The 22,200-nt window shown below is 43.0% G+C and carries 23 protein-coding genes and 1 tRNA gene; 15 read left to right on the plus strand and 9 right to left on the minus strand.

From position 1 onward, the window contains the following. Positions 1-94 precede the first annotated feature (94 nt). The 9 genes from AC0VYE_RS13865 to AC0VYE_RS13905 all read left to right on the plus strand — a co-directional run bounded on the left by AC0VYE_RS13865 (position 95) and on the right by AC0VYE_RS13905 (position 6,759). Positions 95-472, plus strand: a complete 378-nt coding sequence (locus tag AC0VYE_RS13865; protein ID WP_475448667.1) for a hypothetical protein — start codon at positions 95-97, stop codon at positions 470-472. 20 nt (positions 473-492) lie between these two features. Beyond that, positions 493-1,335 carry a conserved phage C-terminal domain-containing protein gene (locus tag AC0VYE_RS13870; protein WP_475448669.1) on the plus strand — a complete coding sequence of 281 codons (843 nt, stop codon included), beginning with the start codon at positions 493-495 and terminating at the stop codon, positions 1,333-1,335. Further along, on the plus strand, positions 1,325-1,717 hold the full coding sequence (locus tag AC0VYE_RS13875; RefSeq protein ID WP_475448671.1) for a hypothetical protein: 393 nt from the start codon (positions 1,325-1,327) through the stop codon (positions 1,715-1,717). The genes AC0VYE_RS13870 and AC0VYE_RS13875 overlap by 11 nt, the downstream gene beginning before the upstream one ends. Beyond that, the gene (gene dnaB / locus AC0VYE_RS13880) at positions 1,683-3,080 is read left to right on the plus strand and encodes a replicative DNA helicase (RefSeq protein WP_475448673.1); all 1,398 of its coding nucleotides are present in this window, start codon (positions 1,683-1,685) and stop codon (positions 3,078-3,080) included. The genes AC0VYE_RS13875 and dnaB overlap by 35 nt, the downstream gene beginning before the upstream one ends. 22 nt (positions 3,081-3,102) lie before the next feature. Next, positions 3,103-3,459: a hypothetical protein gene (locus AC0VYE_RS13885; protein WP_475448675.1), complete on the plus strand. Its 357-nt coding sequence runs from the start codon at positions 3,103-3,105 to the stop codon at positions 3,457-3,459. 25 nt (positions 3,460-3,484) lie between these two features. Continuing rightward, on the plus strand, positions 3,485-3,844 hold the full coding sequence (locus AC0VYE_RS13890) for a hypothetical protein (RefSeq protein WP_475448677.1): 360 nt from the start codon (positions 3,485-3,487) through the stop codon (positions 3,842-3,844). Positions 3,845-3,922: 78 nt separating this feature from the next. Then, the gene (locus tag AC0VYE_RS13895) at positions 3,923-4,483 is read left to right on the plus strand and encodes a tyrosine-type recombinase/integrase (RefSeq protein ID WP_475448679.1); all 561 of its coding nucleotides are present in this window, start codon (positions 3,923-3,925) and stop codon (positions 4,481-4,483) included. Positions 4,484-5,028: 545 nt separating this feature from the next. Continuing rightward, entirely contained in the window at positions 5,029-5,385 is a 357-nt protein-coding gene (locus tag AC0VYE_RS13900) for a hypothetical protein (protein ID WP_475448681.1), read from the plus strand. A 69-nt stretch (positions 5,386-5,454) separates the two neighbouring features. Beyond that, positions 5,455-6,759: a phage major capsid protein gene (locus AC0VYE_RS13905; protein WP_475448683.1), complete on the plus strand. Its 1,305-nt coding sequence runs from the start codon at positions 5,455-5,457 to the stop codon at positions 6,757-6,759. Positions 6,760-6,824: 65 nt separating this feature from the next. On the opposite strand, the gene AC0VYE_RS13910 is transcribed toward AC0VYE_RS13905, so the two are convergent. Both AC0VYE_RS13910 and AC0VYE_RS13915 read right to left on the minus strand, forming a co-directional pair. Beyond that, the gene (locus AC0VYE_RS13910; RefSeq protein ID WP_475448685.1) at positions 6,825-7,466 is read right to left on the minus strand and encodes a hypothetical protein; all 642 of its coding nucleotides are present in this window, start codon (positions 7,464-7,466) and stop codon (positions 6,825-6,827) included. An 821-nt stretch (positions 7,467-8,287) separates the two neighbouring features. After that, positions 8,288-8,371 (minus strand) — tRNA-Leu (locus tag AC0VYE_RS13915). A gap of 82 nt (positions 8,372-8,453) precedes the next feature. Here AC0VYE_RS13915 and AC0VYE_RS13920 point away from each other — a divergent pair. Together AC0VYE_RS13920 and AC0VYE_RS13925 are read left to right on the plus strand one after the other, a co-directional pair. Then, entirely contained in the window at positions 8,454-9,044 is a 591-nt protein-coding gene (locus tag AC0VYE_RS13920; protein WP_475448687.1) for a xanthine phosphoribosyltransferase, read from the plus strand. A gap of 207 nt (positions 9,045-9,251) precedes the next feature. After that, entirely contained in the window at positions 9,252-10,157 is a 906-nt protein-coding gene (locus AC0VYE_RS13925; protein WP_475448689.1) for a divergent polysaccharide deacetylase family protein, read from the plus strand. Here the strand turns inward: AC0VYE_RS13925 and AC0VYE_RS13930 are convergent. Beyond that, positions 10,122-10,823, minus strand: a complete 702-nt coding sequence (locus AC0VYE_RS13930; RefSeq protein ID WP_076270011.1) for an N-acetylmuramoyl-L-alanine amidase family protein — start codon at positions 10,821-10,823, stop codon at positions 10,122-10,124. The genes AC0VYE_RS13925 and AC0VYE_RS13930 overlap by 36 nt on opposite strands. A 136-nt stretch (positions 10,824-10,959) precedes the next feature. Between AC0VYE_RS13930 and AC0VYE_RS13935 the strand changes: the two genes are divergently transcribed. Continuing rightward, positions 10,960-11,154 carry a YqzE family protein gene (locus AC0VYE_RS13935; RefSeq protein ID WP_076270010.1) on the plus strand — a complete coding sequence of 65 codons (195 nt, stop codon included), beginning with the start codon at positions 10,960-10,962 and terminating at the stop codon, positions 11,152-11,154. Here AC0VYE_RS13935 and AC0VYE_RS13940 read toward each other — a convergent pair. The 3 genes from AC0VYE_RS13940 to AC0VYE_RS13950 form a co-directional block, all read right to left on the minus strand. Further along, a complete protein-coding gene (locus AC0VYE_RS13940) occupies positions 11,145-12,038 on the minus strand; it encodes a hypothetical protein (RefSeq protein ID WP_475448691.1) in 894 nt (297 codons plus the stop codon). The two genes, AC0VYE_RS13935 and AC0VYE_RS13940, sit on opposite strands and share 10 nt — an antisense overlap. A gap of 124 nt (positions 12,039-12,162) precedes the next feature. Further along, positions 12,163-13,122 (minus strand): YqhG family protein, encoded by a 960-nt coding sequence (locus AC0VYE_RS13945; RefSeq protein WP_076270008.1) that lies wholly within the window; start codon positions 13,120-13,122, stop codon positions 12,163-12,165. Next, entirely contained in the window at positions 13,119-14,942 is a 1,824-nt protein-coding gene (locus tag AC0VYE_RS13950) for a DEAD/DEAH box helicase (protein WP_076270007.1), read from the minus strand. The genes AC0VYE_RS13945 and AC0VYE_RS13950 overlap by 4 nt, the downstream gene beginning before the upstream one ends. 277 nt (positions 14,943-15,219) lie before the next feature. Between AC0VYE_RS13950 and AC0VYE_RS13955 the strand changes: the two genes are divergently transcribed. Beyond that, entirely contained in the window at positions 15,220-17,769 is a 2,550-nt protein-coding gene (locus AC0VYE_RS13955; protein ID WP_475448694.1) for an adenosylcobalamin-dependent ribonucleoside-diphosphate reductase, read from the plus strand. Between the two features lie 74 nt (positions 17,770-17,843). Here the strand turns inward: AC0VYE_RS13955 and AC0VYE_RS13960 are convergent, their stop codons facing one another. Further along, entirely contained in the window at positions 17,844-18,404 is a 561-nt protein-coding gene (locus tag AC0VYE_RS13960) for a TetR/AcrR family transcriptional regulator (RefSeq protein WP_475448696.1), read from the minus strand. Between the two features lie 203 nt (positions 18,405-18,607). Between AC0VYE_RS13960 and AC0VYE_RS13965 the strand changes: the two genes are divergently transcribed. After that, positions 18,608-19,552, plus strand: a complete 945-nt coding sequence (locus AC0VYE_RS13965) for a ketopantoate reductase family protein (protein WP_475448698.1) — start codon at positions 18,608-18,610, stop codon at positions 19,550-19,552. 66 nt (positions 19,553-19,618) lie between these two features. Here AC0VYE_RS13965 and uppS read toward each other — a convergent pair whose 3' ends face one another. Together uppS and AC0VYE_RS13975 are read right to left on the minus strand one after the other, a co-directional pair. Next, positions 19,619-20,335 carry a polyprenyl diphosphate synthase gene (gene uppS, locus AC0VYE_RS13970; protein ID WP_475448700.1) on the minus strand — a complete coding sequence of 239 codons (717 nt, stop codon included), beginning with the start codon at positions 20,333-20,335 and terminating at the stop codon, positions 19,619-19,621. 34 nt (positions 20,336-20,369) lie between these two features. Continuing rightward, the gene (locus AC0VYE_RS13975; protein ID WP_076270002.1) at positions 20,370-21,164 is read right to left on the minus strand and encodes a lipid II flippase Amj family protein; all 795 of its coding nucleotides are present in this window, start codon (positions 21,162-21,164) and stop codon (positions 20,370-20,372) included. 274 nt (positions 21,165-21,438) lie between these two features. Here AC0VYE_RS13975 and AC0VYE_RS13980 point away from each other — a divergent pair, with 274 nt between their 5' ends. Then, positions 21,439-22,119: a FadR/GntR family transcriptional regulator gene (locus AC0VYE_RS13980; RefSeq protein WP_076270001.1), complete on the plus strand. Its 681-nt coding sequence runs from the start codon at positions 21,439-21,441 to the stop codon at positions 22,117-22,119. Positions 22,120-22,200 lie beyond the last annotated feature (81 nt).

Here is a 22,200-nt window from a genome sequence, read left to right on the forward strand (position 1 = left end):
GACCGCAAAGGCCTTTTTATGCCCTCATTCTACATAATATCAGTCATGAAAGCAAGAGGGTTCTTTGCGGATCACCGAAAGGATGGTCGAGTATATGCTTGTGAGAATCGATATGGAATGCCAAAACATTCTCGCTAGATGCTATAGGGATTTAGTTTTTAAGTCACTAGGAAAGCCCGATAAGCTAGCTAGATATTTTTGGATCGTAACTAATGCGATAGAAAAAACCTTGGAGATGGATGGAGATTCTTTCCATAAAGATGATGTTCTACAAATAGCACTTGCTGCTTTCATAAGTGCTTGTGAAGAATATTTTATTTCTATAGGTCAAGTTCCAAACATCCTCATAGGGATGGATCAGAGAACGGGACTGATGAAATTATCATTCAAATTTAATAACGAAAATATATGTGATTTCGATCTATGCGAAGGCGTTGAAACCGACTGGTGCCATCCATATGAATCTCAGTAACGAATTGTAGGTGAAATCAATTGTCAGAACCTTTAATACCTGGCGGCTGTATCTTGCTGGCAAGGAAAATCATCGAGAGTGAAATATGGGAGAAGCCGCCTTTGTACATAAAGGTCTGGTTATATCTTCTCACAGCTGCCCAGCATTCTAATTACAAGGGTTTGAAGCGAGGACAGGTTCTCACCTCTATTCCTGAGATCATTGAAGGGGTGAAATGGAGAGTAGGAGCAAGGGTTGAAAGGCCTACAAAAGATCAAGTTTTTCAGATTTTAGAGTTTTTACGCGGTAAAGCGATGAAATCGAAACGAAGCCCCAACGAAGACGCTTCGAAGGCAACAATGATCACAACGACGAAAGCAACGCATTCATTACTCGTAACCATTGATAACTACGGCGTTTATCAGGATTTAAAGAGTTACGAAAGCAACGACGAAGGCAACGACGAAAAGGATGCGAAAGCAACGCGAAAGCAACGACAACCCTCTAATATAAACAAGAATGTAAAGAATGAGGAGAATGTAAAGAAAGATATAAATAAAGATATTGTCGAGAAACTCGACGGCATTCCTTTTCAACAAATCATTGAACACCTAAACCAAACGTGCGGTACGAGCTTTAAGTATACGACAGCGGAAACCCAGCGGCTTATACGAGCAAGGTTCAAAGCTGGGTTCACGTTAACGGACTTCATCCGAGTAATCGAAACGAAAAACGATGAATGGGCGACAGACAATAAGATGCGGATGTATCTACGCCCTCAGACGTTGTTTGGAACGAAGTTTGAAAGCTACTTAAATCAGCCAGCAGCCACAAGCGGTCATTCGCAATGGGACGAGCTGGAGGAGGAATTGCGTGATGACTGAACAGGAGACGCTCAAATTAATTCGCTCGATAGCGGATAACTACCAGGCTAAATTCAAGGTAGAAGATAAAAAGGCTATGGTCAAATCATGGTACAAGGCATTGCAGCATTTTGAATACAGCGTTGCAACAGAACGGCTTGATTACCTCATTGCTCATTCTCCATATCCACCAGCTCTATCCGATTTAGTGCGGATGATGGTAGATGATTCGAAAGGCGTTCCTAACGTCGAACAGACAAGGGCGATGCTGGAAGAGTTGGTGATTATCAAAAAGCCACCGAGTGAAGAGGAAATCTCAAATCATTTAGCAGCCATACGAGCGAAGTTAACAGGAGAGGGCGGAGGCGATGGAAATCACCATTCAAGAAGAAAAGCTGATTAATTCAGCAGCCGAACAAGCCTTTCTAGGAGCAGTCCTGCTAGACAATAGTACTCTTGATAGCTGCCGCCTTAAGCCTGAACATTTCGGAGTCGAGATCCATCATAATTTGTTCTTTGTAATGCGAAAGTTGGAGAGCGAAGGCAAACCCATCAATCCCGTTTCAATTTTGGAAGTTGTCAAGAAGGAGAAAATTGAGAAGGTCGGCGGCGTCTCTTATGTCGGTCAATTGATTGATGCGGCAGCCATCCCTTCCAGCATCACTTATTATCAAGAAGTGATTGAGGATTACTTTCAGCGTAGGCGTGTTGCTGAGGTAGCAACGGATTTATTGTATCGGCTTGAATCGCAAAGTGGTGCTGAATCGCTCCAAGATGCCATTACAGAATTCACAAATATGGAAGACGTCGGCGGCAGCGAGGATGACGGACATATACGAGAAGCACTCATAGAAGCATACGAGTCCTTTGAAGTTGATCAAGGGGATATTACAGGAATTCCATCGGGGTATCCAGATTTAGATGCTCTTCTATCAGGATTTCAAGCTGGGGATTACATCGTTATTGGAGCGAGACCGTCTGTAGGTAAGACGGCTCTAGCTCTCAATATCGCAAATAACGCTGCTGCAGCTGGAGACGTTGTTGCTATATTCTCCTTGGAAATGAACAAGAAACTCTTAATCAAGCGGTTCATATCCAGCGGCGGCAATATTGATGGTATGAAAATGAGAAACCCAAGAAGAACGTTTGAATCACAGGATTGGGAGAATACAACGATGGTCATTGGTGATTTATCGGACAAGCCCATTCACTTATTCGATGATTCAAGTGTAACGATTGGGGAGATCAGAAGGAAATGCCGAAAACTACGCCGCATGTACAAAGGACGAAGGATTTTAATTATCATCGACTATCTCCAGCTGATACAAGGAGATGCGAAGCATAAAGGCAATCGTCAAGCTGAAATATCGGAAATTTCCCGAATGTTAAAAGTGATTGCAAGAGATTTTGACATGTCTGTTGCAGCTCTCTCGCAATTATCTAGAGGAGTGGAGCAGCGGCAGGACAAACGACCAATGCTTTCAGACTTGCGTGAGTCTGGGCAGATAGAGCAAGATGCGGACGTGATCGCGTTCTTGTATCGGGATGATTATTACAATGTCGAGTCTGAGAAGAAAAACATTATCGAAATTATTATAGCTAAGCAGCGTAACGGGCCATTAGGTTCAGTGGAGCTAGTCTTCCTGAAAAAATATAACAAGTTTGTATCGCAAGATCGGTCGCATCAGCAAATTGACGGAGAGCCGGTTGAACTGCCAACGCAACTACCAGCGAAGAAGATTCCTGATATGTACCGCCAGCGATAGAGCGAGGAGATGAGGGTAGAAAATGAAACCGTTTCTTTCTACTGCTACAAAAAATGAAATCATAACGGCAAAGTCATTACTTTCTCAATACCCAAGAATGAAAGCAATCATTAAGGATTATGAATCGAATCCCGCTAAAACTGCCAAGCAAGTTGAAACACTGGAAAATGCGATTCAATGCACTAGCAACATTGAACGAGCGGTTAATCAAATTGTTGATCCAAACGTTAAAGCGTTAATTGAATATCGTTATATCAAAGGGCATAAACGAGCGGCTACCATTCTTAGATTCTCAGGTTGGGATTATTGCGACAAAACAATTGATCGGAAAATCAATGAAGGGATAGAATCGGTTGCTAATTCGCTCTTATATCTCTAAAAATTCATCGAGAGGGGAATGAAGAATGATATTTCTTCCTGTTACAACGAAAGAAGAGGTCAACAATACGAAATTGCTGCTAGAGAGCTATGAAGAAATGAAAATGATGATTGCAGGATTCTCTAACATTGACCTTAATGATGCTCAATCATCGCTATACAATCAATTTGTTACACAGATTCAAATGATCGATTTAGCTGTAGATTGCATCGGGGACGATGAGCTAAAAGAAATAATTCAACATCGTTATTTAATGGGGAACCGCTTTACTGAAACACTTAATAAATTTGCTAAAAACATGGATGAAAGAACGGTTAATCGCAGAATAAATAAAGGCATTGAAGCAATTGCTCGTAGATTGAAATTCATAAATAGCAGTCAATAACGCAAAAGATAGAATCCTAAAATCCCAATCGCTTGGGAATTTGATTAATGGCAGCTGGCTAGAAGGGAGGTGTCAGCATTGAAATTTGTTCAGCCTATCCGAGATGAAAGAAAAATTAAATTGATTAAGGATTACTTGAAAGAGAACAACGAACGGGATTACTTACTTTTTGTTCTTGGCATTAACACTGGCTTGCGTATATCGGATATCCTTCCAATCAAAGTGGGAATGGTAAGAGGTAGTCATATCGCCATTGTTGAGAAGAAGACTAAGAAACCAAAGTCTATCAAGATTAACCGCACACTTAGAAAGGTACTCGATGAGTATATTCAGGATAAGATGGATGATGAGTATCTATTCAAGAGCAGGAGCAAGAAACTGATAACGGGAGCAATCAACGAGCCGATTGATAGCAGCATGGCTTATAAGATTCTGAGTGATGCAGCTCAGCGTTTCGGAGTGAAGGAGATCGGGACACACTCGTTACGCAAGACGTTCGGCTATCACTTTTACAAGCGAGAGAAGGACATAGTGTTACTAATGGAGCTGTTCAATCACGTCGAACAGTCGATAACTTTGCGGTACATTGGTATCAAACAGGACACGTTAGACGATGCTTTCAGTCGCTTTGAGCTATAGCAGCTCTCTATAACTAGGGTTAGTCAGAGGACGTTTAGAAGGGAAACGGGAAGTTCTAGACGGGACAACGGACTAACCCTTTTTTCTGAACTATGGAGAATATATCTTATAAGGAATTCAAACGGTCATTCTCATATGATTCTCAGTTGTTCATGGGGATAGAGGCTATCATCGATTTCAGTTAATTGGAAACAAATGTAATAAAATGAGAAAACGAACTCAATTCATCGCTCCGAACAACTCAAACGTTTTGAAAAAATATTTTTTTGTTTTCTCAAAATGAAAAATTTATTTGGGAAATATTTTAATCCCCCCACCCAAAAAGCTGGAAAAATTGTCTCAGGGACCGTAGGGGGGACACAAATTTCACATGAACCAAAAAATTTGAAAATCTTCGAAAAGAAAAATGAATTTGAGAAAATAGCCAATAAAGCTCAAGGGTCGGTGTTCATTGAATGTCGGTAAGATGTCAGTAACCTGCCAGTATCTATTTGTGTTCGGTGTGATACATTCATAACAAATAACAATGAAGGTGGTAAACAAACATGAAAGATTATCAATTGAGAGCAAGAATCCCCCACGAACTAGCCGACAAAGTAAAGGACATTATCGAGGATCTTAACGAAAACGTCCAAGGAGCAGAAGCAACCTTTTCAACGGTTTCGCGTTATGCGATCCAAGACTATGCAAGAAAGTACTATCCACACGTTAACGGTGAAACGTTATTCCTTGAAGTTCCAGTAAATGGTTTGAGCAAGGATGAGCTTCAAGCATTATCAAACGCATTGAAATCATTCCCGTTATCAATCTCAGAAAGTGTTAAGCAAGCAGAAGCAAAAATTGAAAGTAGAATTGATACTTTAGAAATGCGCGAAATGATTGCTGCAAGTAAAGCGCAGTAAACCAGCGATAAACAACGCAACGATTCATTCAGAGATTTATTAAACGAAGGTGAAAGGTGGAAATTCAAAATGAGTATCCAGGCGCAAATTAAAGAATTGAGGAAACAAAAAATCGCTGTTGCCAATAAAGCACAGGCTTCAAAAAATGTTGAGGAACTAAGGAGCCTTAATTTTCAACTAGACGGTCTAAACGAAGAAATTATACTTCTGCAAGAACAACTGGAGCAGGAAGAACGGGGAATCGCTGGCGGCAACGATCAAAACCAACGTAGCGGTAGCCCAATTAGCGGCGGTCAAATTATAGGTATGTATAGAGGGCAGGAAATGAGATCCATTGGCAGCTTTCAAATGGGACAAGGGCAAGGAGAACAAAATGGCTTCGCGCCTTCTACGGAGCAATTAAACGAGCGAGGAAGCAAACTGAAAAATCGTCAAGCTGTTGAATTTGGTATTCAGGAATTGCCAGAGCTTCGAGCGGTTACAATCGGCAGCAGTAACCTGGTCGTTCCAACGCATACATCCAATTCACTAAACCCAGCTTTTAACGAAGTTAGCTCCATTATCGATGTAGTCAATTCTGTTCCACTAGTGGGTGGCGAAGCATATAAGAAAGGATTTGTCGTTGAAAGCGGAGAAGGAGACTATACAGCAGAAACGGCAGATTATGATGATGCTGAGCCGATCACGGACTTTGTTAACATTGGAAAAGCAAAAATCACCGCTTATTGCGAGCTTTCTGATGAGTCAGCGAAATTGCCGGATGTTATGTATCAAACCATGGTACGTGATAGCATGCAAATCGCTCTACGGAAGAAAATTGCAAAACAAATCATCGTCGGTCTTGGAGGGGCGAATCAAATTACTGGTATTTTCAAAGCTCCAGTGAATGTAATCCCTGTAGAGTCTGATATTGGAATTTCAGAGATCGACGAAACTACGCTGGATAAGATTGTTTTCGGATACGGTGGAAGTGAGAATGTCGAGGGTGGTGCTTATCTAACTCTCAACAAAATAGATTTAGCTGCGTTCGCTGCTATTCGCGCGACAGATGGTAAAAAACTCTATAAGATCACATTAGACGAAAACGGAAACACGGGCACTATATCGAGCGATGACAGCTATGCGGTTCGCTACATCATTAACAGTGCTTGTGCACCGCTATCCAGCACTGGAACAGCAGTGAATGCGTATAGTATGGCTTACGGAAAGCCAGCTGCATACGAGATGCCATTATTCTCACCAGTTACCGTAGAAGAATCACGGGACTTCAAATTCAAGTCGGGTCAAATTTGCTACAGAGGCAGTGTGTGGGTAGGCGGTAACGTGGCAGCCTACAAAGGGTTTGTACGTATCAAGAAAGTACCGAAAACCTAACCGACACAAACAAAGAATGCCAGCACTCACAAGGGTGCTGGCATTCTCTATTGTATAATTTGTAACTAGGTGTTATGTAGCTTCCAATCACTAAAACTTAAAAAGACTGTCTGATTATCATATTTCTTCCGATGATAATTAATTTGAGATTTCGTAGGTTTATCAACAAAGTCATGAACTCGGTCCCCTTGTTTATTCATTACATAATAAAAGCCTTCACGTTCGCTAATAAATTTTAAGGATTCATCAAACGTTAGATACACGTTATAATAACGACTTTTAGGGGATACTCCTCTAAAACAACCATTCCATTGTGGCCCGTACGCCAATTCATATGCAAATTCAATTTTTGAAAAGCCGTGCGTGTCAATTAAGTTCCTTACTCCCATTACGCTTTCTTGTGTAGGAATTGAACCGTATAGACGCTCGATAAGATATATTGCTAACTGAAGTTCATCTTCTGAAAATATATCGGGATAAGATTCCTTTATAATAAGTATAGCACCGTACTTTGCAAACAGTGTGGCCATCATACTATTTTTATCTGATTCTGAAACTTGGGATGCCGCTATTACATTTCCTTCCTGATCTAGCGTTTCAAGAGTTATGCGTTTTCTAAAAAAGGATTCTGGGAGGTGATTTTCATTTACATTAAACCAGCCTCCAAGCTCCTTTGATATAAAAGCTATACTGTAGTCTGTATGCATGTTTTAACCTACCTTTAGAATTTATTGGTAATCGCAACTATATGTAAAGATGGTATTAAACCGTTGCATCATTGTCAATGAATAAACAAAGTATGCCAACACGTACATATAGGTGCTGTCACTTTGTTATATACAGGGATGATTCAATTGAATTGTTTCCTCGATGGCTTACAAGGCAACGTAGGCGGTTAAATTACACCTCATAAATCCACTACCGTAATTGAAATTTATTCAATATTGTCCAGCTTAGCTGAAATATCGTCCTAAAATAGTGAACGCCAGCACCCTCAAGAGTGCTGGCGTTCTTTGTTTGAAGCAGTGATATACTATTCCTCTTTTGTGTCAAAACATTCCTGACAGATACCAGAATCAATTAAAAATTCAACTCGTTTACCGCACGAACCGCATTGAACCTCTTTTTTATCCAATCGCAAAACCTCCTTGATATCAATGTTTGTACTTTATTTAATATCTCCTTATGGAAATAAAAAGTCAATAAGATGTTTACAGATCATGAAGCAGTCTTAATTGAGAGCGGCTGAACGCTGCCAAACAGTTAGAGGAGTACCTTTACAAGAGGAATTTTATAAGATAATATGTCCGTACACACGAACAAGTTAGAAGGTGTAATAGGAAAAATTGTTTAGATTAGCTTTGTGTGAAAAATGAAATCTTTGAATCTTAACTATTTCAATCCGTCCCCAATCCGTCCCCAAGTAAGAAGTTAGGAGAAAGTGAATTCTTGATTGTGTTCAACAATTTATTAGTCTTAAAAAGAAAAAACCCTTGAATATCAAGGGTTTTAAGGGATTTGAGATAGATGCGGTCGAGAGGACTCGAACCTCCACGGCTGTTACACCACTAGAACCTGAATCTAGCGCGTCTGCCAATTCCGCCACGACCGCAAAACATGTTTTAACAAAAAATATCGTATCATGAGTAAGCTGGAATAGTCAACAATATTTTATAAAAATGGGGGAAAATGCTGTGGAGCAATTAGAGCAAAAAATCATGCAAGAAGGAATCGTCCTTAATGACAATGTATTGAAGGTGGATTCATTCTTAAACCATCAAGTAGATCCCCAGCTTATGCTCGCCATAGGTAAAACGTTCACTTCCCTATTCGAAGCGCAAGGAATTACGAAGGTGCTTACACTGGAGTCTTCAGGCATTGCACCTGCGGTTATGGCTGCTCTGCAAATGAACGTGCCGTTAATATTTGCGCGTAAACGCAAGTCGCTGACACTTAAAGATGATCTCTATACCGAGAAAATCTATTCCTTTACGAAGCAAGAGGAAAGTGAAGTTACTGTTTCTCGCAAGTTTTTGTCAGCTGAAGATCGTGTCCTCATTATAGATGACTTCCTAGCGAACGGCGATGCAGCGCTTGGTTTGGCTCGAATCGTTGAGCAAGCGGGTGCATCGGTAGCTGGTATTGGCATCGTGATCGAGAAGGCGTTCCAGCCAGGACGTGAAAAGCTGATCGAGCATGGTTATCTTGTACATTCATTGGCAAGAGTGGCATCATTAACAGGCGGAAAAGTAACATTCGCTCCTCATCCAGTCGCTCACGCTTAAACAATCAGTTGTATGTGATGAAATTGCTTACAGAAATTTAAGTTCGAATAAATTATAAATAGAAACCAATGACAAGAGAGGCCTAAATCAGGTCTCTTTTTTTTATATTTATAAGTTAGGTTTATGCTTCTGATATTATGCTGCATTCGCATATTTTCCAGCATTTTCACAAACAATAACAGCAAACGGTGAAAGGTGCGTGCAGCAATGAGCAGACAGCATAATGTAATTGAGGAAAGAGAAATACAGAAATTTCGTAAAATGAGATGGTCATCGGTTGCTAAGACAACTGCGGCAGTCTTGCTGCTGAGTGCATTTTCAGCTGCTACGAGCCCGCTGAGTTATGGTCATGTTTCTGCTCAAAGTTCAGCTAAAGGGATAAGTGCGGCAGCGCAGGTGGATGAACGGAAGCCAGTGGCAATCGTAATTGACGATTTTGGCAATAACATGAGCGGAACAGAGGAAATGATGAAGCTTCCAGTCAAAATTACAGCGGCGATTATGCCTTTTATGCCAACGACTAAGAAGGATGCAGAGGAAGCATATAGGCTTGGCCACGATGTCATTGTTCATATGCCGATGGAGCCAAATAAAGGGCTAAAAAGCTGGTTAGGCCCTGGAGCGCTCACGACTGATTTAAGCGACGCAGAGGTGCGTAAACGGGTCGAGAATGCCATTGACGATGTGCCTCATGCCATTGGGATGAATAATCATATGGGCTCAAAGGTGACAGCAGATGAGCGAATGATGCGAATTGTGCTAAGCGTATGCAAGGAGCGGGGACTCTTTTTTCTAGATAGCCGGACCACCTTCAAAACGGTTGTTCCCAAATTAGCCAAAGAGCTGGGCGTGCCGACAGTCTCCAATGATGTATTTCTCGATGACGTTTATACCGTTCAGCATATTTCCAAGCAAATCGGCGTGCTTCGCAAGCATTTGGAGACACATGACAGCTGCATCACAATCGGACATGTTGGAGCACCTGGGAAATATACCTCCTCGGTTCTTCATCAGTCCATACCTGCGATGCAGCCTACCGTAAGATTCGTGAAGTTGACTGCGCTTATTGGCGGAGAATCAATGAACGATCCACTTGTATTGCCTAATCCCTGAGGCGATGGCCTCAGCAACTTCTTGCTGACGCTGCGGATCTGTCAGCATCGTACGATCATGCTCGCTGCTAATAAAGCCCATTTCTACGATTACAGCAGGGTCTTGCACCCTTCTAAGTAGATAAAACGGTTTTCCTTCCCTTGGGAGGAAAGCCGTATTTTGTTGTCGATTAAGCGCATCTTGTATGCAAAATGCAAGCAATGAGCTTTCACCGCTGCTCTGATGCAGCACTAAAGGGCCTTTCTGCATACTTTTCTTAGACCAATTGACATGCAAGCTAATGAGCAGTTCACTTTCAATTTCATCGGTTAATTGCCGGCGCTGCGATAAATCTTTACGATGTCTCGAGCGTGTATTATGCCAACGATTATCGTCACTGAGTGCATAGTCGCCGGTTCGATTGAGTACAGCCGGTATGTTTTGGCTTCGCAAAATGAAATACAGCTTACGCGCAACAGCTAAATTAATATCCTTTTCTAAAATATCAGCTGATGAGGCTCCCCCGTCAATCCCGCCATGCCCAGCATCAATGATGACGACAGTTGACGGAAGCGCCCAATCCTGATTGTTGCCTACCGGCAAAAGAGGCCATGCAAAAGCGCTGGATGAGCTGCTGGAAGCAGCCAGCCATATTACAACAAAGGTTAGTGCCATTTTACGAAACATGCTGATTGTTCCTCCAGATTTCTTTGACATACGGTTAGCGTGGCTGTTTGGAGGGAAACTCATGCATGTTTAGATTGGATGGTTAAGGGGCAAACTTAAATTATTAATTCATACGGTACTGAAAGGACTGATTAGCATGGCAAAAGGCGATGAATACGTAAAATTTATGACCGAAAAATTTATAAATTATATAGAGACACCAAGGGAAGAACGGAAACAAACCAACGTATTAGCCAAATCTCGGAGAGAGCCTTGGCTGACGCGTTGGTTCGGATGGGGGCCAGTGAGTGTTATGTTATGGTGGCGTGGACGCGCTGAACGTCATCGGTAAAAGTGCCCAAGCTCGATTAAAAGCTGAAGGGGAATATAGCGGCGATCAGAGCCGTCCTCGCTTGCTTCAAGCGCGACATAGATTTGTCCGTTGTCCCATTTGTTATATCCGACGACTGACCAGACATATAACATCTGGCCATCAAACAGCTCAGCGGTAAAGCGGAGCTGTTCTTTGTTGTTTATTTTGGCAAAGAGAGGTGTGTAGGAATTGGAGCTGAATGTGATGGGTTTATTCGTTAGCCAGGGAAGCTTATCGAATGGATTAAATGACGGCAGCGAGACTTGTTTAATAAGGACTGCTTTCTGAGAGTTAAGTAATGGAGCCGCTTTATCAAGCTTAGCTGCGGCAGCATTTGTCCAATCTTCCTTCTTGGCAGGGAGCGATTCACCGCTGACGGCATCTGCATAATACGTTTCTTTCTCTGTCGTTATTTTCCATGCGGCGAGGAGAGGATGAACATATATTCGATCAATTTGGGTTGCAGGCTTTAGAAGCTCGAGCTGCTTAATCGCTCGTGTAAGTGTGTTTTCATCGAATAATGGATGACTGTTTGTTCCGTATTCACCTAGCTGATATCCACCTGACTCCACCGCATTAATGACAAGATAACCGACAGTATTCTTATTTTGCATGACAAGCACAAGCCAGCTATGCGTTCCAGGGCCAATAGGAGAAACAATAAGCGTCGACTTCTTCCATGCGGCAAAAGAAGGCTGTACAGCCAGTTCTTCGACCCAGCGCTGCGCTTGCTGTTGAACAGGCTCATAAACGGTTGTAGGATTAGAAACGGCTGCAGCAGCTTGTGGCTGCAATCCGCCTGCATACAATACAATAGCGGTCAAAACACATGCCGCTGTAAGCTTAATGAATTTTTTTGGCATAATTAATCACCTCCATATCATTGTATAGGACAAGCTTTAAGAAGGCTGTTGCAACCTGTCGCGTAAGGGCGGCCTTGTGACCGCCTTTTTTTGACGTATTGCTGCGGATAACGTCAGATCCATGTCAATCGATACCCTCGAGATGAAAGATGCCGCAGTTAATGGCGGACGCAGTCACCCTAGGCTCATATTGCCATCTGATTTCGGATTGACGCTGAGCGAATTGCTCCTCAATTGCTGGTTTGTTTTCTTCGATAGCATTCTTAACAAGCGGCTCGTAGTAGCCGTTAATTCGGTCAAGCTCTTCCTTCAACCTTGCTGATGCACTCTCAGCCCAGCTGTAATCATAGCTGCGAAGCTTGCGCTCCAACGTTTGCTCTACAATGCTAAGCGCTTTATTAAAGGAGAGCCCATTTTTGGTGATGTGAATATTTGCCGGCAGGCGAGGCGTAAGCTTATGCGTAAGCAAGCGATCGTAGAAATGCTCTACACATTGTCCAGTTGCGAGCGAGACACCGTAGCTATGAATTTCTTCGCGCTTGCGATCACAAGCGAACTCTACCCGCATATTGACAGACAGCCATGCCGTGTAAGGGGTCGAGGTAAAGGGATTGTTCGAGCGTTTGTCTGGCTCCTGAAACAAGTGGACGAAGCTGCCCTTAGCTTTTGCCGCATCAAATATTTGCTCAAGCTTGCGTGCGCCAAAAAACAAGTCTTCGCGCGGAATGCGAACGGGTGCTGCCAAGCTGCCGTGAATAAAGCCTAGCGAACGCCCAAGAGCGGCATTCGCTGCAGTATCTTGCGCGTTTAGCGCAGCATCCTGTTCGGTGTTCACGACTTCAATTTTTTTGAGCTCCTCGGCAGCGTCATATTTGTTCTTGTCCGTTACAAACAAGAATGTCATCGTCTCAGGTTCTGCGTCGACGCGATCGACGAAGCTCCAGTAGTAGGGACGATTCGTAAGCTCACGGTCGGCGTGAGGAGAGAGCTTCACCGTGAAATGGCTTGGTGACTTTTCTAAAATTGAGCATTCGGTAGCTTCTAAATAGCGGTTTACAAATTTGTGCACCTGTTTTTCGTTCAAGGCTGCACCTCCACGGTTTGTCCAAGCGTATCCAAATTCACTAGCAGGTCAGGACTTGTCGGCAGCGGGTTTTCGCCTGTCAGCACCTCTTCACGAATGCGGCTGAGGGAGGAGCCCAAATGATTGATTTTTTGTTTTAAATCCGTATCGTTGCCCGATTCTAGCAGCATTCGAGCAAGCCGCTGCTCCAGCGAGCCATCCCCTTTTTCAAAGCGCTCCAAAATATGATCCAGCTCGCCAATAACAAGCTCGAACAGGTTAATTTTTTCATGCAATAGGTTGACGATATGCTCTTCAATGGTGCCGATTGTGCACAGATTGTAGATTTTTACGTCTTCCGTTTGCCCAAGGCGATGCACCCGCCCAATTCGTTGTTCGACTCTCATTGGATTCCAAGGCAGGTCGAAATTAATCATGTGGTGGCAAAATTGCAGGTTTATCCCTTCGCCGCCAGCTTCCGTTGCGATGAGGATTTGCGCGCGCCCGCGAAATAAATCCATCATCCAATCCTTTTTGCCGCGGTTCATACCGCCGCGATAAGGGACGGCAATCATATTTTGAGCACGGAAAAACTGCAGCAAATATTCCTGAGTAGCCCGGTATTCAGTGAAAATGATGACCTTGTCATCCATTTCTTTGACAAGCTCCATCGCTTTTTCTGCTTTGGTATTGGCTTTGATATTACGAATTTTCTCTACGAGCTCCCATATTTTTGGACGCATAGGGGAGTCCTCGGACGTTTTCTTAAATAGATTAACAAGCGTTAGAAACACCGCATCGCGGCTGCTGCAAACTTCACGCTGAAGGGTAACGAGTGAGAGCATGCTTGATAAATCGCCGCCGCTTTCTTCATACCGTTCCTTGACGAAGCCCGTCACCGCGTCGTACAGCGCTTTCTCTTCTTCTGAGAGAGTAAGCGGTATATTTTTGACAAAACGTTTCGTGAAATGAATGCCGCCGTCCCCGCGCCGATTCCGAATCATGACACCGGAGAGTGCTTCCTGCAGCTGATCTTCATTTTTCGGAAGCCGCTTGTCGACAACAAAGTTTGCTGCAAATTCACTTTGACCGCCGAGCTGACCAGGCTTGAGCAGCGTAATGAGATTGAACAGCTCGTCCATATCGTTTTGGATTGGGGTAGCCGTAAGGAGCAAGCAATATTTTTTGCGTAAAAGATTAGCAAACTGATAGTTCGTCGTTTTCTTGTTTTTCAGCTTATGTGCTTCATCGATGATGATGATGTCATAATCTGTTCCAAGCACAATCTCGCGATGCGGATCACGCTTTGCGGTATCGATAGAAGCGACAACTACATCATATCCCCATGTATGCTCCTTCTTCTGGGCTACGGCAGAGATGCCGAATTTCTGATTAAGCTCACGCACCCATTGAAGTACAAGGGAAGCGGGGACAAGAATGAGAATACGCTTAGCTAAACCGCGCACAATATATTCTTTGAGCACGAGTCCTGCTTCGATCGTTTTGCCAAGGCCAACCTCATCGGCCAAAATCGCACGGCCGCCCATCTCATGCACCACTTTGCGCGCTGTGCTGATTTGATGTGCCATTGGCTCGAAGGCTGGAAGAGATCGCAAGCATAACAATTCTTCGAAGCTTTCAATTCGTTTCGCTTGCTCGGCTTCCATAGCGAGCTGATATAACGTCCAATCATCCCATGGGCCGCCTTTTGTTAAACGGTTTTGCAGTTCTTCAAACCAAGAGCGGTCATGCTGCAGCTCAACTAAAGGATGAAGCTTGCGTGAAGTAAAGGCCGTGCCTGCTTCTCCTGAGGCAGCCTGCGGCGTCGTCTGAAATGTCATCTAGTACAGCTCCTTCCGCAGTAAAAGGGATAAGTTGTTATTAGTATTGCCTTTTCATCTAATATTAATAAGATGCTGCTTAAAAAAGAGGATGGACTAGCAATATAACGAGAGTGGGCATGTAAGCGGACAGGTTTGCTAAATTTCGCCACAAAAGAGCATGAAAATCAATATGTAGTATAGTATAATGGTTTTATGACACAATATATTGTGCTAAAAGCATATCTGATCTAACCTATGCCTTCAGCACGTTAGTATGAGGGAGGAAGCAGCTGCGATGGAGATGTCTGGTGGAAATCGACTTGAGGGACTTAGTGAGAAAATCTTTTTGGATCGATATGCGTGGAAAAATGCAGATACGAGTAAAACGGCGATCGGAGATATCGTGCTTGTTCTAACGAAGGATGATCCGAAATTTCCTGTCAAGGAAGTCGGAGAAGTTATCGCCCGTGATGGTAGCAAGGTCACCGTAAAGCTTAGAAACGGCGAGCATGTGGAGTCTACAATAGAGAAACTTACGCTTACGATTGAGAAAACGCCTGAGGAAATGTGGGATCGTCTTGCAGATGCGATGGCATCTGTTGAAGATGGATCAGAGAAGCAAAAGGAATGGCGGGACAAATTCAGATATTTATTAGATGATTGGAAGCTGGTTCCGGGCGGGAGAATTGCAGCGGGGGCTGGAGCTAGTGAAGAGCTGACGCTATTTAATTGTTATGTCATCCCCTCACCGAAGGATAGCCGCGGCGGCATCATGACAACGCTCACGGAGATGACTGAAATTATGGCGCGCGGTGGCGGCGTTGGGATGAATTTATCTTCGCTGCGACCTCGAAGAGCGATTGTTGCAGGCGTGAACGGTTCATCGAGCGGTGCTGTATCATGGGGTGGGCTGTTCAGCTATGCAACGGGACTCATTGAGCAGGGCGGCAGCCGCCGAGGCGCCTTGATGCTTATGATCAATGATTGGCACCCGGACGTATTAGAGTTTATAACGGTCAAACAAACGATGGGGCAAGTGACAAATGCCAATCTGTCGGTATGTATTAGCAACGCTTTTATGCGGGCTGTAAAGGAAGATTTGGAATGGGAGCTCGTATTTCCAGATACCAAAGATATAGAGTATAACGAGCTATGGACCGGCGATCTGGATGCATGGCGCAAGCTTGGCAAAAAGGTTATCCCATACAAAACGGTGCGCGCTCGTGAAATATGGCAAGCGATTATTGAATCCGCTTGGAAGTCAGCTGAGCCCGGCGTTGTCTTTATGGAGTATTATAATCAAATGTCGAACAGCTGGTATTTCAATCCCATTATTAGTACGAACCCTTGCGGTGAACAAGGCTTGCCGGGCTGGGGCGTCTGCAACTTGTCAGCTGTAAACCTATCGAAGTTTTATGATGAAGAGAAGCATGACGTTGCTTGGGATGAACTTGCCAAAGTTACGCGCTGGTCTGTAAGGTTCCTTGATAATGTCATCGACAAAACACCCTATCATTTTGAAGAAAATGAGCGCAATCAGAAGCTTGAGCGGCGTATCGGGCTCGGAACGATGGGACTAGCTGAGCTTATGATTAAGCTGCGTATCCGATATGGCAGCGCAGAGTCATTGGTTTTTCTAGATAAGCTGTATGGATTTATGGCTAGGGAGTCTTATTTGGCGTCTTCGGAAATCGCTGCTGAGAAAGGTTCGTTCCAAGCGTTTGAAGCTGATAAATATGTTCAGAGCGGATTTATGAAGCAATTGATAGCCGAATTTCCGGAGATTGGCGACAGTGTGGCCTTGAACGGCATGCGAAATGTGACGGTCATTACACAAGCGCCGACTGGCAGCACGGGAACAATGGTCGGAACGTCTACGGGAATTGAGCCTTATTTTGCCTTCGAATACTATCGTCAGAGTCGACTTGGTTTTGACAAACAAGATGTTCCGATTGCAGCGTCTTGGAAGGCGTCTCATCCGGGGGAGGAGCTACCAGATTATTTTGTAACCTCGATGAGCTTGTCGGCTGAGGATCATATTCGAGTACAAGCGGCGATACAGCGCTGGGTGGACAGCTCTATTTCCAAAACAGCGAATTGCCCGGCAGATTTCACTGTGGAAGAAACGGGCAGATTGTATGAGCTTGCTTTTGAGCTCGGCTGCAAGGGTGTGACAATTTACCGAGATGGCAGTCGTGATGTTCAAGTTCTCTCAACGTCGTCTAAAGAAGAGAAAACAGAAGAACCATTTGACGCGGATTTGGTGGAAGCCGTTGTCCCAGCAGTGGTGCAACACGAGCAGGAGCTGGATAAGCAATATAAACGCAGACCGCAGGTACTGCGGGGTGCGACCTATAAGGTGAACACACCATTTGGCATGGCTTATATTACGATCAATGATCTCAATGGATCACCGGCAGAAATTTTCTTGAACGTAGGCAAGGCAGGTTCGGATGTGTTTGCGATGGCTGAAGCATTAGGGCGTGTGTGTTCGTTATTTCTGCGTTATGGCGATCATGGAAACAAGGTGAAGCTGCTCGTCAAACATTTGAAAGGAATCGGCGGATCGGGAGCAATAGGATTCGGAGTTAACCGAGTGGAGTCCATTGCGGATGCCGTTGCAAAATCGCTTGAGATTCATATGGAGAATGGGACGGAGCAGGAGACGGCAGCGAAAATAGCACAAAGAGAAGAAGCAGCGGCGTCTGCGGATTATCCGGCGATCTCCAAATCTTCTGTTGACACTTCTTCCGTAGATTTGTGCCCCTCTTGCGGTTCGGCAGCGCTTATTAATATAGAAGGCTGCAAGCAGTGTACGCAGTGCGGCTTTAGCAAGTGTAATTGATAGGGCAAGCAAAAAAAGAGAACCTCATGGTTCTCTTTTTTATTTTGTGTAGTCTTTCCAATAATGCAAAAGAGTTAGGCTGGCTCTGGAAAGATATGATGACGCTCCAGCAGCGTCCACAATTGTTCGACGATATCTTCAGCAGGATAGGGCATGGAGCGAATGATCCACCATTCCAGCAGTCCAATTGCCGCTGAAGTCAGAAATTGCACCATAATCTCCTTGTTCATATCCTGATTGATGCCGCTCATATCAATATGATCCTCAATACCTTGCTGCATACCTTCCATCAATCGGTTTCGAAATGTAGGAACACCTTTGCTCGTTAACAGCGTCGTATAGATGAAGGCATGCTGTTCCAAATACTTGAATGTTCGAAGTATCAATGTTTTGGCAGAAGGCTGGGCTGTGTCTTCAGCAGGCATGCAGCTCTCAAACAATTGTGTTAAATAAACCTCTATACATTGATCCAGCAGATCAAGCTTGTCTACATAATGCAAATAAACGGTACCTCGGTTTACGTTGGCACGTTCTGCAATTTCGTTAATGGTTACTTGCTCAAAATTTTTCTCTGCAATTAGCTCGACAAAAGCCTTCATGATGGCTTCTTTTGTTTTGAGTACTCGTCTATCCAAAGTGTGACTCCTTTTGAGCAGTTTTAGACATTTGCTCTCGATCTGTTGATTAATCAACACTTTCGCCGATTTTACCGATTGAAGAGCAGCATCTGCGCTGATAAGATCATTATATTGAACAGATGTTGTTTAATCAACGAATGTTCAAAAAAATAGAGCGATGTTCATTTCACTTGAAATATATAATAGGGCGGAGATGCTTTGTGAAAATATTAGTTTATGGCGCAGGGGTGTTAGGCAGCTATCTTGCACATGTGTTAGCGCGTGGAGGCAATGACGTTACCGTACTTGCCAGAGGAAAAAGATATGAAGAGCTGACGAAAGACGGCATCGTTATTCGTCATTATTTTCAGCGTAAGACGACGGTGGACAAAGTGAGAGTTATTCATCATTTGTCATCAGAAGAAATGTATGATCTCATTTTTGTGGTTATGAAATACAATGATTTTCCATCAGTACTACCAATTCTGGCGCAAAATCAAAGCAGTCATATTGTGCTTGTAGGCAATAATGCAGACGCTCATGAAATGCAAAATGACTTGCAGAAAAATAGTGCCGTGAAAAAAAATATAGCATTCGGATTCCAGCTTAGCGGCGGTCGTCGAGAAGCTGATCGAATGATCTGTATACGTGGAGGCGGACATATGGTGCTTGGCAGTTTAGAAGGGGAGCTGTCATTTAAACCATTACTAGAAAAAGCCTTTGAAAAAGTAAAATACAAATTAGATTATCAAGAAGATATGGATGCTTGGCTTAAAAGTCATATCGTCACCATACTGGCGATGAACGCAATTAGCATAACAAGCGATAACCAATTCAAAAAAATAGCGAAGAACAAAAAGCTGCTCATGCAAATGATTACAGCAATAGATGAAGGCTTTAAAGTGTTGGAATCATTAGGTTATACAATCATACCAGCAAACCAAGTTAAGTTTATTCGCAATTATAGAGGGATGGTATACAGCTTTCTGAAAATATACCATATGTCGCCGATTACCAAACTGATCGATGGGTCCCCCTATGAAATCGCAGCGTTAATGAATAAGTTTGCTATTTTAAAACAAAAATCTAATGTTTTGACTCCACATTTGGATGAGATTGCTCAGCAATTCAATGCCAAGTTTGTAGAAATAGCGAAACAAAACTAGCATGATTTTCAAACAAAAAAGACCATTCTCTTCATATATGTGAAGGGTTTGGTCTTTGCAGGTTCATTATTCCCGTTCTTTTCTTTTTGAATAATTTTGTATCGCATCGTTCAATAGGGCATAGTTAAAATCCGGCCAGCTTTTATCTGTAAACCACAATTCAGCATACGCTGCCTGCCATAGTAGAAAGTTGCTCAACCTCTTTTCACCGCTTGTCCGAATGATTAAATCAACTGGCGGATAATCGGAGGTAGCGATCGTTTTCTCAAATTGTTCATCGAAAGTGAGCGGATCTGCTCCGCTTGCGATGAGCTTTTTTGCAGCTTGCAGAATTTCAGTTCTCCCCCCGTAATTAAGAGCCATATTTAGAAGCATGCCAGTATTGTTTTTCGTTATTTCACAGGTTCGCTGAATGACATCCACCGTATGAGCAGGAAACGAGCTAATATCGCCGATATAAGTTACTTTTACATTTTTTTTGTTTAGTTCTTCGATCGTTTGATTATGAAAATATTTGATAGGCAGCTCCAAAAGATAATCAACCTCGGCTTTGGGCCTTCTCCAGTTCTCCGTTGAAAATGCATATAAGGTCAAGCAGCTAAGCTTTAGCGAAATCGATCTTTTTATGATTTTCTGCATCGTTTTCATCCCGTAAAAGTGTCCAACGTTTCGTGGCAGCCCTTTGCGAGTTGCCCATCTCCCGTTGCCGTCCATAATGATCGCGATATGTTTTGGAAAATATTTATAACGTTCCTGCTTGAAAAACAAATGTGACCACAGCATGACTTTCCTCCTCAAGCAAGTTAACATTCTTTTTTTATCTAGATACGACCCACAATATTAAGGTTGCTGCCGGTACGAGCAGTAATTGTGCCAGCACGGTGCCCATCACACGGGACAACATAAGCAGACCGAATACTTTAGTTAACGCAGCGCTTTTTTTCTCTCCCTTTAGCACTTTATCCGTCAATAAGCCGATTTCAGGATCAATAAGAAGTGCTAGCAAAATCGTTGCTACCCCATTAATTAGCCCTGATGATTGAGAAGCGGAAATCGCATGCTCGGTCGTCATAGAAGAAGCGAGTAAAGCGGCCAGCACGCCAATCGTATAGACCGCGGTTACGATAATGTTGAGTAAAAACAATCGTTTCGGTATGCCGCCAATTCTTAATCGCGCCAGCATTCCCAGCTTTGGCAGACGGATGTGTGAACGCGAGTTTTTAAGTTTCTCAATGGATACCGTTGTTCTCAGCAAGCCTGGGATAGAGCCTGCTACCTCCAAATGGGCAATGACTCGTCTAGCCAGCATGACCGCGGTTGGAAATGCTAGCATCGCAGCAATTGTTCCTAGAGATGCGCTTAAAATTATGATTCGAAATTGCTCAATCAGTGAATACTCCATGGAAGTTTTGGCAGAATCGATGAGCTTTCCCATAAGCGGTGCTTGCACCATGTTGGCTGTTCGCGATACGAGCAGGATAATGCCGGTTAACGATATAGCGACTGCTATTTTTCCCATACGTACGCCAGCTAATCGAAGAGAGTATGTAATCGTTTCTGCAAAATGAATAATAAACGTAAAGCTGCTAACTAGAATAATCTGCTCAAGCATGGCAGCACCTCTTTCCCTTATGGAGGTAAGATTCTACTATCATTAAATAGGAAATACCGAAATTAAAAAATAGAAAGTAAATAAGCAAGTTTTTCTTATTTTATGTTCGAAGGAGCATTCTCATCTCTCATCTAGCAAAATATTAGTTGTGAAAATGGTAAACTCAGACTCTATCGGCTTGTAAGTAATGCTTGCAAAAAGAGAGCGCTTTATTGACAAAATACATATAATCGAATAAGATTCACCTATCTGAAAGGTAAAAAGGATGATAGAAATGATTCAGAAGGTTAAGAAGCAAAATGTCCATGAGTTGGTCTCAGAAGAGATTCAAAAATACATCGAGGTTAAAGGCTTGCAGGAGGGAGACAAGCTTCCATCAGCTGAAGAACTGACAAAATTATTAGGTGTAGGACGTTCCTCTTTGCGCGAAGCACTGAGGTATCTTGAAGCTATCGATATTGTTAAAGTGGTGAATGGAAAAGGTATATTTGTTAATGATTCTGAGTCCTATCGCTATAGCGGAAAGGTGAAAATTGAGAATGAGAAGAAGTTTCTTCTTCATATTCTTGACGTGCGCAGAGCTTTGGAAGGAAAGGCTGTAGAGCTTGCTGCTATACGGATTAGCAACGAAAAAATCGAGAAGATGAGACTGTGTTTAGAAGAGTATGATGTGTGCAAGAACAGAGGTCTGGATACCTCGGCAATTGACTATAAGTTTCACCAGCATATTTATGATGCTGCCGCTAATCCGCTGCTTCACAGCGTCTATGAATCTATCTCTGAATTAATTAAACGTTTCTTTGCTGGTCCGTTCGGCGTTAAGGAATTATTTGATAACACGTATCCGTTCCATCGTACGTTATTTGATGGTATTGCCAAACATGATGTACAGCATGCATTAGCTGAATTTAATAAAATGATGGATATTATCGAGGAAACGATACGTCATTATTAATTTAAATTTGTTATTGACAAGATGAAAGTGCTTACATTATATTTAACCTATCATACAGGTAGATAGTATGACACTATGTCT

It is taken from the genome of Pristimantibacillus sp. Z349TD_6, assembly GCF_056173205.1.